The sequence below is a fragment of the Agromyces cerinus genome (assembly GCF_016907835.1).
GTDB lineage: Bacteria > Actinomycetota > Actinomycetes > Actinomycetales > Microbacteriaceae > Agromyces > Agromyces nitratus.
Genome location: NZ_JAFBCT010000001.1, coordinates 588,390 through 600,392 on the forward strand (window position 1 = coordinate 588,390; position 12,003 = coordinate 600,392).

Consider the following 12,003-nt stretch of genomic DNA (forward strand, 5'->3'; position numbering starts at 1 on the left):
TGGCGGCATGAACGACCCGCGCGAGACCATCGACCTGCACGACGCCGGCGCCATGCGGGCGCTCGCGCACCCGATGCGGTTGCGCATCCTCGGCCTGCTGCGCTTCGAGGGGCCGAGCACGGTCGGCGCCCTCGCGGAGCGCACCGGCGAGGCACCGGGGTCGGCGAGCTACCACGTGTCGACCCTCGCCAAGCACGGCTTCGTGGTCGAGGCGCCCGAGCTCGCTCGCGACAGGCGCGAGCGGTGGTGGCGGGCGGCGCACCTCATCACGAGCTGGCGCACCGAGGAGTTCCTGGGAGACCCCGAGGCCCACGCGGCATCCGATGCCATGCGGCGCGTGGTGCTCGACTCGTACCATCGCGAACTGCTCGAGGCGATCGACGCAGAGGCGGTGCTCGAACCCGAATGGATCGCCGCCTCCGACTCGAGCGATGGCGGGGCCCGGCTCACGATCGACGAGTTCCGCGAGCTGAACGCCGAGCTCGACGCGGTGCGCGAGAAATGGTGGGCCGTCGGCCGCGCGCCGCGGCCCGGCACGAGGGCCGTGCGCTGGATGACCCACACCTTCCCGAGGCCCGAACGATGACGAACGACACCGCGGGCGCGACGGCCGAGCCCTCGACGACGGATGCCCCGCACCGCCGCACCCCGCTCGTCGCCCTCTTCGCCGCGCAGCTGTTCTCGCTGTCGGGCAACGCGATCGCGCTCATCGCGATCCCGATCATCGCCCTCACCGAGACGGGCTCCCCGCTCGCGGCCGGCGTCGCCGGCGTGTTCGCGACCGTGCCGCTCGTCATCGGCGGCGCACTCGGGGGAGTGCTCGTCGACCGGTTCGGCTACCGCACCTCCTCGATCGTCGCCGACGTCGCGAGCGGCGTCACCGTGCTCGCGATCCCGGCGCTCGCGGCGACCGTCGGGCTGCACTTCGGGGTGCTGCTCGCCCTCGTCTTCCTCGGCGGACTGCTCGACGCACCCGGCGACACCGCGAAGACCGTGCTCATGCCCGATCTCGCCGAGCTCGCCCGGGTTCCGCTCGCCCGCGCGGCGGGCGCGCAGTCGACCGTGCAGCGCACCGCCATGATGATCGGAGCGGGTGTCGCGGGCGCCCTCGTCGCGCTCGCCGGCCCGATGCCGGCGCTCGTCGTCGACGCAGCGGGCTTCGCCGTGTCGGCGCTGCTCGTCGTCTGCTTCGTGCCGCGGCGAGCCGCGGCATCCGTCGCCGAGGCCGACGCGCCCGTGCAGGGCGGCTTCGTGGCGGGCATCCGCTTCATCGCCGGCTCGCCGCTGCTGCGCTCGATCGTGCTGCTCGTGACGCTCACGAACGCGATCGACGCGGCGGGCATGACCGTGCTGAAACCCGTCTACGCCACGCAGGTGCTCGGCAACCCCGCGGTGCTGGGGTTCATGGTCGGATGCTTCGCTGCCGGCGCCCTCACCGGGTCGGCGCTCTTCGCCGCCGCCGGCCATCGCTACTCGGGCCGCGTGGTCTTCGCGCTCTGCTTCGTGCTCGCCGGCACGCCGCCGTACCTCGCGATGGCGCTCGGCGCTCCGGTGCCGGTGCTGCTGCCGATCCTCGTGTTCTCGGGCCTCGCCGCCGGGGCGCTCAACCCCATGATGGCGACCGCGATGTACGGGCTCGTGCCCGACGGCGTGCGCGCCCGCGTCTTCGGCGCGATGACCGCGGGCGTCGCCGCCTCGATGCCGCTCGGCGCCTTCCTCGGCGGCTTCTCGGTGGAGCGGTTCGGGCTCGCGCCGACCCTCCTCGGCTGCGCGATCATCTACCTCGTGCTCGGCTCGAGCCCGCTCTACCTGCGCTCGTTCACGGGGCTCGCCGCCGCCCGCACCCCTACGGGGGTACGGGGTGCGAATGGCTCACCCGGGTGATGTGATCCCGGCCGCCGTGTTCGTACGCTCGCTGCACGGTCGACATCGGCCGATGAAGCACACCCCCGAAACGTTCGTCTGAGTACCATTCGCACCTTCGGACGACGAGATGAGCACGCATGAGCCTGCAGGTCGTAGAACGCCCCGACGGTGCACTGGGCACCATGTCGCCCGTCATCCTCACGGCGGGTCGCCGTCGCGAAGGGGTGGATCCGGCGCAGAGCGGGTTCGCGCAGCTCTCGCGTCAGATCAAGGCCGAGGGCCTGCTCGACCGATTCGTGGGCTTCTACGTGCGCAAGGCCGTCTTCTGGACCGTCGTGCTCGGCGCCGCCATCGCGGCATCCGTCACGATCGGCGACTCGTGGTGGCAGCTCGTCGTCGCCGCCGCGCTCGGCGTGATCTTCACCCAGTTCGCCTTCATGGCGCACGAGGCCTCGCACCGCCAGGTCTTCCGCTCGGGGCCCGCCAACGACTGGGCAGGCCTCATCCTCGCGAACTTCGTCGTCGGCATCAGCTACAGCTGGTGGATGAACAAGCACACGCGCCACCACGGCAACCCGAACGTGATCGGCCGCGACCCCGACATCGTGAAGGACACGATCTCATTCCTCGAAGAGGACGCGGCGGAGAGCCGCGGGCTCGTGCGCATGATCACGCGCAAGCAGGGCTACCTGTTCTTCCCGCTGCTGCTGCTCGAGGGCATCAACCTCCACGTGCACGGCATCCGCCACGTGCTCGGCAAGGGCGCGGTCAAGCGGCGCGGCCTCGAGATCACGCTCATCGCGGTTCGACTCATCGGCACCGTCGCGCTCGTCTTCTGGGCGTTCCCGCCGCTGCTCGCCACCGTCTTCCTGCTCGTGCAGCTCGGCGTGTTCGGCGTCTACATGGGCGCCTCGTTCGCCCCGAACCACAAGGGCATGCCCCTCATCCCGCGCGGCGTGCGCGTCGACTTCCTCGAGCGTCAGGTGCTCACGAGCCGCAACATCCGCGGCGGGAAGTTCATGGACTCGTTCATGGGCGGCCTGAACTACCAGATCGAGCACCACCTGTTCCCGAGCATGGCGCGGCCCGCGCTCGCCCGCACGCAGCAGATCGTGCGCGAGTACTGCCGCGAGAACGACGTTCGCTACACCGAGACGGGGCTCGTCGAGTCGTACGCGATCGTCATCGCCTACCTCAATCGGGTCGGGCTCGCCGCGCGCGACCCGTTCGACTGCCCGATGATCAACTCGTACCGCCGTCGCGACTGACGCAGCGCGCCGCCCCGGCCCGCGCGTCGGCGCACGGCCGGGCGCAGCGTGTGCCGGCGTGCCGACGGGTCGCCGCCGTCAGCGCGCGAGTCGCGCGCAGTCGATGCAGAGCTCGGCCGTGGGTCGCGCCTCGAGGCGCGGCACGGTGATGCGCTTGCCGCAGTCGCCGCAGAAGCCGTAGCTGCCGTCGTCGATGCGCGCCAGGGCGTGATCGATGTCGGCGAGCTCGGCCCGTGCATCGGCGAGCACCGCGGTGCGCTGCGACCACTCCTGGGTCATCGTCGGCCCCTCGGGGTCGTGCTCGTCATCGGCCGAGGCGCCCGACCTCGCGGCCCGCACCTCGCTCATGACGTCGCCGAACTCGACGAATCGGCCCTCAGCATCGGCACGCTCCTGCAGGAGTTTCGCCCGGAACCGATCGAGCTGTGCCTGTGTCATCGTCGACGTCATCACGCCCCCTTCCGATTCCCGCATGGTACGCCCTCGGCATCCGGCCGTGGTGTCGGACGCGGCAACTACGATTGATGCGTGGTCACCGCCCTGTATCGCCGCTACCGGCCAGAGACGTTCGCCGAGATGATCGGCCAGTCCCAGGTGACGGAGCCGCTCATGACGGCGCTCCGCACCGATCGTGTCAATCACGCCTACCTGTTCAGCGGCCCTCGCGGCTGCGGCAAGACGACGTCGGCGCGCATCCTCGCCCGCTGCCTGAACTGCGCAGAGGGCCCGACGGATGTCCCATGCGGCGTCTGCCCCAGTTGCGTCGAGCTCGCTCGCGGCGGCGGCGGGTCGCTCGACGTCGTCGAGATCGACGCGGCGAGCCACAACGGCGTCGACGACGCGCGCGACCTGCGCGAGCGCGCCGTGTTCGCCCCGGCGCGCGACCGGTTCAAGATCTTCATCCTCGACGAGGCCCACATGGTCACGCCGCAGGGCTTCAACGCGCTGCTGAAGCTCGTCGAGGAGCCGCCCGAGCACATCAAGTTCATCTTCGCGACGACCGAGCCCGACAAGGTGCTCGGCACGATCCGCTCGCGCACGCACCACTACCCGTTCCGCCTCGTGCCGCCTGGGCCGATGCTCGAGTACGTGCAGCAGCTCTGCACCGAAGAGGGCGTCGAGGTCGCGCCGGGCGTGCTGCCGCTCGTCGTGCGCGCCGGCGGCGGGTCGCCGCGAGACACGCTCTCGCTCCTCGACCAGCTCATCGCCGGCTCCGACGGCCCGACCATCGACTACGAGCGGGCCGTCGCCCTGCTCGGCTACACCCACGGCGCCCTGCTCGACGAGGTCGTCGACGCGATCGGCGCGGGCGATGCGGCCGGGGCGTTCGCCGCGGCCGACCGGGTCGTGCAGACCGGTCAAGACCCCCGTCGCTTCGTCGAAGACCTGCTCGAGCGCCTTCGCGACCTCATCGTCGTCGCGGCCTCCTCGCCCGAGACGGCCGCCGCGGTGCTTCGCGGAGTGCCCGAAGACGAGCTCGCCCGCATGGCGGCACAGGCCGCCGCGTTCGGCCAGGCCGAGCTGTCGCGGGTCGCCGACCTCGTCAACCAGACCCTCACCGAGATGACCGGTGCCACCTCGCCGCGCCTGCACCTCGAGCTCATGCTCGCGCGGGTGCTCGTGCCCGCGGCCGACGACACCGAGCGGGGTGCGCTCGTGCGCGTCGAGCGGCTCGAACGGCGGGTCGGCGTGGTCGATGCCGCCGGGGCTTCTCTCGAAGCCCCCGACGCGCGACCCGCTCGTCCCGAGCCGGTGGCCACGGCGGCACGGGTACCGGCCGAGCGTGCGGTGACGCCGGCACCGGTGCAGGCACCGCCGGCCGCACCGGCTGACGCCGTGCCTGCGGCGGCGCCGTCACCGACCACGTCGGAGACGGCCGCGCCTGTGAAGGCCCAGCCCGTTGCGCCCGAGCCGGTTGCGCCCGCGAAGCCCGTCGGACCGGTCACGCTCCAGCAGATCCGTGATGCCTGGCCCGAAGTGCTCTCCTCGCTCCAGCGCACCAAGCGCAGTGCCTGGATGGTGGCGTTCACCGCGCAGGTGCGCGACTTCCGCGACGGCGACGTGCTCGTCCTCGCGTTCCCGAGCGAGCACGACGTCGCGGGCTTCCGCGGCGGTGCGCCCGGGCAGAGTGTCAGCGAGCTGCTCCGCGGCGCCATCGTCGACGTGCTCGGCGTGCGGGTGAAGTTCGTCGCCCGGGTCGACGGCGCCGGTGGCTCGCCGGCCGGCGGTGCTCCGGTCGCCACCCCGCCGGCGCCCGCGTCCCCGCCCGCACCGGTGCCGCCGTCGACGCGGCCTGCAGACGCAGCGAGCGACTCGGTGTCAGGCTCGGCGAAGCCGGCAACGGCCGAGACCTCTGCCGCTGGTGCGCGCCCGACGGCGTCAGCATCCGCGTCCGCGACACGATCGGCGCCCGGTGCCGGCTCGCAGCCGAGCGTGCCGGCCCCGACCGCGCCGGCTCCATCCGGTCCCGTCGACTCATGGGCGACCGTGGCCATCCCTCGTGACCCGAGCGAGAGCGACGGGGCCGAGTCAGCGCAGTCGGGCGGCCGTACCGCGACGGCGCTCGCCGAACGGCCCGCACCGGCAGAAGCGGCGCCCGTCGCCGAGGCGACCGTCGCGTCGGTGCCCGCTCGAGTCGACGTCGGCGATCTGCCCGACGACGCCGATGCGCCGCCCGAAGACGAGGAGCCGCCCTTCGATCCGGGGCCGGAGCCCGAGCTGATCCTCGAAGCAGCCGCACCCGTCGTAGCCGCTGCGCCGGTCTCGGCGCCCGCTGCCCCGTCGGCCCCGGCTGCTCCCGTGGCCGGCGCCGACCGCGCGCCAAAGCGCGCCGCCCGCCCGCAGTCGACCACCAACGACGGCGGCATCCAGCGCTACGGCGAGGCCGTCGTGCGCGAGGTACTCGGTGCGACCTTCCTCGAAGAGGTCGAAGCGCCGTCGCGGCCCGGCTTCGGGGAGCGTGGCTGATCATGTACGAAGGCATCGTCCAGGAACTGATCGACGAGCTCGGTCGCCTGCCGGGCATCGGTCCGAAGTCCGCCCAGCGAATCGCGTTCCACATCGTGCAGACCGAGCACTTCGACGTCAGTCGACTGGCCGAGATCCTCATGCAGATTCGCGAGAAGGTGCGGTTCTGCGAGATCTGCGGCAACGTCTCCGAAGAGGCGACGTGCGGCATCTGCCGAGACCCGCGACGCGACCCTGCGCTCATCTGCGTGGTCGAGGAGGCGAAAGACGTCGTCGCCATCGAGCGCACCCGCGAGTTCCGCGGGCTCTACCACGTGCTCGGCGGAGCGATCAGCCCGATCGACGGCATCGGCCCCGATGAGCTGCGCATCCGCCAGCTGATGCAGCGACTCGCCGATGCGACCGTGACCGAGGTCATCATCGCCACCGACCCGAACCTCGAGGGCGAGGCGACCGCGACCTACCTCAGCCGTCTGCTGTCGACCCTCGAGATCCGTGTCACGCGTCTCGCCTCGGGCCTGCCCGTCGGCGGCGACCTCGAGTACGCCGACGAGGTCACCCTCGGGCGGGCGTTCGAGGGGCGTCGCGTCGTCGGTTGACGCACGCGCCCTTGACGGTCGGCTCGCCCGCCGATAGAACGGAGCAATGGCGAGCAGGGGTGCGGAGTGGGTCGCTGGGTACGTCGCGGCATGGGAGTCGAACGATCCGGCTGAGATCGGGGCGCTCTTCACCGATGACGCCCGGTACTTCACGAGTCCCGATTCGGAGCCGAGAGTCGGCCGCGACGCGATCGTCGCGGGTTGGCTCGAAGACCTCGACGATCCCGGCTCCTGGGCGTTCGACTGGCGCATCGTGCACGAGGACCACGACTTCGTCGTGATCGAGGGGCGCACCGTGTATCCGGCCGAGCGCGACTACCTGAACCTCTGGATCGTGCGCCTCGCTGACGACGGCAGGGCCACCGAGTACACCGAGTGGTACATGGCGCGGTCGCACAAGGGCTGAGTGAGGGCTGCACCCGCCGCCGCTGGTGAGGGGACCTCGACCGCCGGTGAGAGGCATGCCCCCGAACAGGGGGTGAGGAAAACTCACATTAGGCCTTGTGGCGGCATCCGTCGTTCGGAAGGCTTTGCCTGTGCGGCATCCGTCGCGCCGTATCCTCCTCCGAGGAGTTTCCATGTCTCGCAGACTTCGTTCGATTCCTGCCGCGGTCACCGCGATCGTCGGCCTCAGCCTCTTCATCGTGGCCGTACCGTCGGCCAACGCGGCTCCGCCCGGGTCCGACCCGGTTACGGTCGCCACGGGGCTCGACAATCCGCGGCAGATCGCAGTCGGCCCGGGCCAGCGCCTCTACGTCGCCGAAGCCGGCACGGCCGATTCCTGCGGCCCCATTCCCGGGGTCGGTCCGGAGTTCCTGGTGTGCGGCCTGACCGGGGCGGTGACCGAGGTCAACGGCGCCGAGCAGCGACGGGTCGTGACCGCGCTGCCCACGATGAGCTTCAACGGCGAGGTCATCGGCGCATCCGACGTCGATGTGCGCGGCAACACGATCACCGTGCTGATCGGCGGCCTGAGCGGCGCCGCGACAGCGCGCGACGCCCTGCCGGCCCAGTACGCCGCCCTCGGCACACTGCGCACGGGGCGGTTGCAGTCGGTGCCGATCACCGGAGCCGATCTCGCCCTCGCGGTCGACCTCAACGCCTACGAGATCGCGAACAACCCGGACGGCAACATCCCGCCCGACAGCAACGCGGTCGGATTCACGGCGCTGAACTCCAAGAACTGGGCGGTCACCGACGCGGGCGCCAACGACCTGCTCACGGTCGGCACTCGCGGCGAGAGCACCGTCGCGGTGTTCCCCGATGGGCCGCCCGTGCCGAACCCCTTCGGTCCCGGGCTGATCGCGCCGCAGGCGGTGCCGACCGACGTCGTGGTGGGCCCCGATGGCGCATACTACGTGTCGCAGCTGACGGGCTTCCCCTTCCCGACCGGCGGATCGACGATCTGGCGCGTGACCGCTGACGGGCAGGTGTCGGCGTACGCCACCGGCCTCACGATGGTCACGAGCCTCGCCTGGAGGGGCAGCACGCTCTACGCCGTGCAACTCGACGATGCGAACTTCTTCGACGGACACGTCGGCTCGCTGCGCAAGATCACGGCGGGCGGCTCGGTGCACGAGGCGGTCGCGGCGAACCTGTCGGCACCGTACGGCGTGGCGATCCGCGGCAACTCCGCGTTCCTCACCATCGACTCGGTCTCGGCGGGAGACGGCTCCGTGATCCGGGTCGACCTCCGCTGAGCGGCACGCGCTGCCCTTATCGCAGCACCTCGACGAGCACGACCCATGCCATGAGCAGTGCGGCGACGATGCTGAGCACCGAGCCGACCGCCATGGCGATGAGTCCGGCCTCCGCTGCGCCGACGATGACGAGCACGGCCCCGCCGAGGAACGCGGCGACCGGCAGCACTCCCGCGATGCTCTTCAGCACCCGATCGAACGGTGACACGGAATCCTCGCGCATGACCACCCGGATCGCGTGCAGCTGGAAGAGGCCGGCCAGCAGCGCCGCGACGAGCACCTCGATGCCGTAGACCGCGACGGGTTGCCCGGGGATCAACCCGAAGGCCGCCGCCGTGATCGCCAGCACGAGTGCCGCGATCGAGGAGGCGGCGCGCGGCGGCAGCGTCACCGATTTCATGATCTCGGCGATGTTCACCGACATCGCCACGATGAGGAGGCCCGCAAGGGCCGCGGTCGCGCCCACCATCGCGACGTTGAACTCCGACCAGCTCGCAAGCGGCTCCGACATGGGAACACGCTACCGCCGCCTCGGCGAACGTCACATAGCCGGGCGGGTATGCGGGCCCGCCGTATGATGGTGCTTCCGGCGCCGGCCACCCGAGCGGCAGCCAGCAAACCACCCCTGGGAGACCACGTGAGCTTGATCGTGCAGAAGTTCGGCGGGTCGTCCGTCGCCGACGCGGAGAGCATCAAGCGGGTCGCCAAGCGCATCGTCGAGACCCGCAAGGCCGGCAACGACGTCGTCGTGGCGGTCTCCGCGATGGGCGATTCGACCGACGAGCTGCTCGACCTCGCGAACGAGGTCACGCCGCTCCCGGCGCCGCGCGAGCTCGACATGCTGCTCTCGGCGGGCGAGCGCATCTCGATGGCGCTGCTCGCGATGGCGATCAAGGGCATGGGCCACGAGGCGCGCTCGTTCACGGGCAGCCAGGCCGGCATGATCACCGACGCCACCCACGGCGCCGCCCGCATCGTCGACGTCACCCCGGTGCGGCTGCGCGAGGCGCTCGACGACGGCGCGATCGTCATCGTCGCCGGCTTCCAGGGCTTCAACCGCGACACCCGCGACATCACGACGCTCGGCCGCGGCGGCAGCGACACGACCGCCGTCGCGCTCGCGGCCGCGCTCGACGCGGATGTCTGCGAGATCTACACCGACGTCGACGGCGTCTTCACCTCCGACCCCCGGATCGTGAAGAAGGCCCGGAAGCTCGATCGGATCACGAGCGAGGAGATGCTCGAGCTCGCGGCATCCGGCGCCAAGGTCCTGCACATCCGCGCAGTGGAATACGCACGCCGCCACGGCGTGACCCTGCATGTGCGCTCGTCGTTCAACAACAGCGAGGGGACCATCGTCTACGACCCCGCGCGCCTTCCCGAAGGAGAAGCTGTGGAAGAGTCCGTCATCGCAGGTGTCGCGGTCGACCTGACCGAGGCCAAGATCACGGTCGTCGGCGTGCCCGACAAGCCGGGCGTCGCCGCGAAGATCTTCAAGATCGTCGCCGGCACGAACGCGAACGTCGACATGATCGTGCAGAACGTCTCCGCCGCCTCGACGGGCCGCACCGACATCTCCTTCACCCTGCCGAAGTCCGACGGCGAGCGCGCGCTCACGGCGCTCGCGGGCGCGCAGGAGGCCATCGGCTTCCTCTCGCTGCAGTACGACGACCAGATCGGCAAGCTCTCGCTCGTCGGCGCCGCCATGCGCTCGGCCGCAGGCGTGTCCGCCCGCCTGTTCGAGGCCCTCTACACGGCCGGCATCAACATCGAGATGATCTCGACCAGCGAGATCCGCATCTCGGTCGTCACGCGCGCCGACAGCGTGCACGCCGCAGCTCGTGCCGTGCACTCGGCGTTCGAGCTCGACGGCGACGACGACGCGGTCGTGCACGGCGGCACCGGGCGCTGATCGCCTGATCGCAGGTCGAGCGGATGCCGCATCCGCTCGATCATCGAAATCCTCGCGGATCCCGGGGCAATCCTGCCAAGGTTCCGCGAACCGCCGGGCGGCGCCGCCCGGGCTGGGACAATGGAAGAACGCTTCCCGGCGGCCTGATGGCCGGCGGGCGATTGAGGAGTGCACGTGGGCAACACCAACGGAGTGAACATCGGCGTCGTCGGCGCCACCGGTCAGGTCGGCGCGGTCGTGCGTCGCCTGCTCGAGGAGCGCGACTTCCCGGTCGCCTCCATCCGCTACTTCGCCTCGGCGCGCTCCGCCGGAACGACGCTGCCGTGGAAGGGCGAGGAGATCGTCGTCGAAGACGCCTCGACCGCCGACCCGAGCGGTCTCGACCTCGCGATCTTCTCCGCCGGTGCCACGCTCTCGAAGGCCCAGGCGCCGCGCTTCGCCGCCGCCGGCGTCACCGTGATCGACAACTCGAGCGGCTGGCGCATGGACCCCGACGTTCCGCTCGTCGTCAGCGAGGTGAACCCGCACGCGATCGACCAGGCCGTGAAGGGCATCATCGCGAACCCGAACTGCACCACGATGGCCGCGATGCCCGTGCTGAAGGTGCTGCACGACGAGGCCGGCCTCGAACGACTCATCGTGAGCACGTACCAGGCGGTCTCGGGCGCCGGTCTCGCGGGCGGCGAGGAGCTGCTCGAGCAGACGCGCGCCGCGGTCGCGCAAGACGCGATCGGCCTCGTGCAAGACGGTGCCGCGGTCGAGTTCCCCACTGCCGAGAAGTTCCCGCGCACGATCGCGTTCGACGTGATCCCGCTCGCCGGCTCGATCGTCGACGACGGCGACCTCGAGACCGACGAAGAGAAGAAGCTCCGCAACGAGAGCCGCAAGATCCTCGAGCTGCCTGGCCTGCGCGTCGCGGGCACCTGCGTGCGCGTGCCGGTGTTCACGGGCCACTCGCTCTCGCTCCACGTCGAGTTCGCGAACGAGATCACGCCCGAGCGCGCGACCGAGCTGCTCGCCGCGGCACCGGGCGTCGAGCTCTCCGACGTGCCCACCCCGCTGCAGGCGGCGGGCACCGATCCGAGCTACGTCGGCCGCATCCGTCAAGACCAGTCGGCGCCCGAGGGCAAGGGTCTCGTGCTCTTCGTCTCGAACGACAACCTGCGCAAGGGCGCGGCGCTGAACGCCGTGCAGATCGCGGAGCTCGTGGCGGCGAAGCTGCCCGCGGCGGTCTAGCCTCGAACGACGGATGCCCCGTGGCCGATCGGCCACGGGGCATCCGCTGTCTTCGGTGCTCGCTCAGCCCTGCGGGATCGCGGCGACGACGTCGATCTCGACGAGGATGTTCGCGAGGCGCGAGCCCACCGTGGTGCGAACGGGATAGGGCTCGGTGAAGAACTCGGCGTAGGCGCCGTTGTACTCCGCGAAGTCCGCCAGGTCTTCGAGGTGGGCGGTGACCTTCACGACATCGTCGAACGACAGGTCGTACTCGGCGAGCACGGCGCCGATGTTGCGCAGCACCTGGCGGGTCTGCTCGGTGGCGCCGCCCGGCACGACCTCGCCGGTGGCCGGGTCCTGCGGGCCGAACCCGGCGGTGTAGAGGAATCCGTTCGCGACGACGCCGTGGCTGTAGGGGCCTGCGGGCTTCGGGGCGTTCGAGAGGGTGACGGCGATCTTGGACATGGTTCCTC

General features: G+C 71.0%; 12 protein-coding genes. 9 read left to right on the plus strand and 3 right to left on the minus strand.

Translation table 11 applies throughout. From position 1 onward, the window contains the following. Positions 1–7: 7 nt before the first annotated feature. The 3 genes from JOE59_RS02745 to JOE59_RS02755 all read left to right on the plus strand — a co-directional run bounded on the left by JOE59_RS02745 (position 8) and on the right by JOE59_RS02755 (position 3,134). Positions 8–586, plus strand: coding sequence for an ArsR/SmtB family transcription factor (locus tag JOE59_RS02745; protein WP_179550777.1), 579 nt, complete (start codon positions 8–10; stop codon positions 584–586). After that, on the plus strand, positions 583–1,884 hold the full coding sequence (locus tag JOE59_RS02750; protein ID WP_179550776.1) for an MFS transporter: 1,302 nt from the start codon (positions 583–585) through the stop codon (positions 1,882–1,884). The genes JOE59_RS02745 and JOE59_RS02750 overlap by 4 nt, the downstream gene beginning before the upstream one ends. Positions 1,885–2,003: 119 nt before the next feature. Continuing rightward, the gene (locus JOE59_RS02755) at positions 2,004–3,134 is read left to right on the plus strand and encodes a fatty acid desaturase family protein (RefSeq protein ID WP_239560064.1); all 1,131 of its coding nucleotides are present in this window, start codon (positions 2,004–2,006) and stop codon (positions 3,132–3,134) included. A 78-nt stretch (positions 3,135–3,212) separates the two neighbouring features. On the opposite strand, the gene JOE59_RS02760 is transcribed toward JOE59_RS02755, so the two are convergent. Then, positions 3,213–3,572 carry a TraR/DksA family transcriptional regulator gene (locus JOE59_RS02760; protein WP_239560065.1) on the minus strand — a complete coding sequence of 120 codons (360 nt, stop codon included), beginning with the start codon at positions 3,570–3,572 and terminating at the stop codon, positions 3,213–3,215. A 90-nt stretch (positions 3,573–3,662) separates the two neighbouring features. Here JOE59_RS02760 and JOE59_RS02765 point away from each other — a divergent pair, with 90 nt between their 5' ends. From JOE59_RS02765 to JOE59_RS02780, 4 genes are all read left to right on the plus strand, one after another. Next, positions 3,663–6,101 (plus strand): DNA polymerase III subunit gamma and tau, encoded by a 2,439-nt coding sequence (locus JOE59_RS02765; RefSeq protein WP_204458839.1) that lies wholly within the window; start codon positions 3,663–3,665, stop codon positions 6,099–6,101. Positions 6,102–6,103: 2 nt separating this feature from the next. Further along, positions 6,104–6,700, plus strand: a complete 597-nt coding sequence (gene recR / locus JOE59_RS02770) for a recombination mediator RecR (protein ID WP_204458840.1) — start codon at positions 6,104–6,106, stop codon at positions 6,698–6,700. Positions 6,701–6,746: 46 nt separating this feature from the next. Next, positions 6,747–7,106, plus strand: coding sequence for a nuclear transport factor 2 family protein (locus tag JOE59_RS02775; protein WP_204458841.1), 360 nt, complete (start codon positions 6,747–6,749; stop codon positions 7,104–7,106). 172 nt (positions 7,107–7,278) lie between these two features. After that, complete coding sequence (locus JOE59_RS02780) at positions 7,279–8,400, plus strand: ScyD/ScyE family protein (protein WP_204458842.1); 1,122 nt, start codon at positions 7,279–7,281, stop codon at positions 8,398–8,400. 16 nt (positions 8,401–8,416) lie between these two features. Here the strand turns inward: JOE59_RS02780 and JOE59_RS02785 are convergent, their stop codons facing one another. Beyond that, a complete protein-coding gene (locus JOE59_RS02785; RefSeq protein WP_204458843.1) occupies positions 8,417–8,911 on the minus strand; it encodes a hypothetical protein in 495 nt (164 codons plus the stop codon). A 126-nt stretch (positions 8,912–9,037) separates the two neighbouring features. Here JOE59_RS02785 and JOE59_RS02790 point away from each other — a divergent pair, with 126 nt between their 5' ends. Beyond that, the gene (locus JOE59_RS02790) at positions 9,038–10,312 is read left to right on the plus strand and encodes an aspartate kinase (protein WP_074258437.1); all 1,275 of its coding nucleotides are present in this window, start codon (positions 9,038–9,040) and stop codon (positions 10,310–10,312) included. 174 nt (positions 10,313–10,486) lie between these two features. Then, a complete protein-coding gene (locus JOE59_RS02795; protein WP_179550772.1) occupies positions 10,487–11,548 on the plus strand; it encodes an aspartate-semialdehyde dehydrogenase in 1,062 nt (353 codons plus the stop codon). Positions 11,549–11,611: 63 nt separating this feature from the next. Here JOE59_RS02795 and JOE59_RS02800 read toward each other — a convergent pair whose 3' ends face one another. Beyond that, positions 11,612–11,995, minus strand: a complete 384-nt coding sequence (locus JOE59_RS02800) for a RidA family protein (RefSeq protein WP_204458844.1) — start codon at positions 11,993–11,995, stop codon at positions 11,612–11,614. Positions 11,996–12,003: the final 8 nt, after the last annotated feature.

What these genes read in the sequence shown, in the direction of transcription:
- JOE59_RS02745 (WP_179550777.1), top strand. Translation starts at nt 8, where the DNA reads ATGAACGACCCGCGCGAGACCATCGACCTGCACGACGCCGGCGCCATG.
- JOE59_RS02750 (WP_179550776.1), top strand. Translation starts at nt 583, where the DNA reads ATGACGAACGACACCGCGGGCGCGACGGCCGAGCCCTCGACGACGGAT.
- JOE59_RS02755 (WP_239560064.1), top strand. Translation starts at nt 2,004, where the DNA reads ATGAGCCTGCAGGTCGTAGAACGCCCCGACGGTGCACTGGGCACCATG.
- JOE59_RS02760 (WP_239560065.1), bottom strand. Translation starts at nt 3,572, where the DNA reads ATGACACAGGCACAGCTCGATCGGTTCCGGGCGAAACTCCTGCAGGAG.
- recR (WP_204458840.1), top strand. Translation starts at nt 6,104, where the DNA reads ATGTACGAAGGCATCGTCCAGGAACTGATCGACGAGCTCGGTCGCCTG.
- JOE59_RS02775 (WP_204458841.1), top strand. Translation starts at nt 6,747, where the DNA reads ATGGCGAGCAGGGGTGCGGAGTGGGTCGCTGGGTACGTCGCGGCATGG.
- JOE59_RS02780 (WP_204458842.1), top strand. Translation starts at nt 7,279, where the DNA reads ATGTCTCGCAGACTTCGTTCGATTCCTGCCGCGGTCACCGCGATCGTC.
- JOE59_RS02785 (WP_204458843.1), bottom strand. Translation starts at nt 8,911, where the DNA reads ATGTCGGAGCCGCTTGCGAGCTGGTCGGAGTTCAACGTCGCGATGGTG.
- JOE59_RS02800 (WP_204458844.1), bottom strand. Translation starts at nt 11,995, where the DNA reads ATGTCCAAGATCGCCGTCACCCTCTCGAACGCCCCGAAGCCCGCAGGC.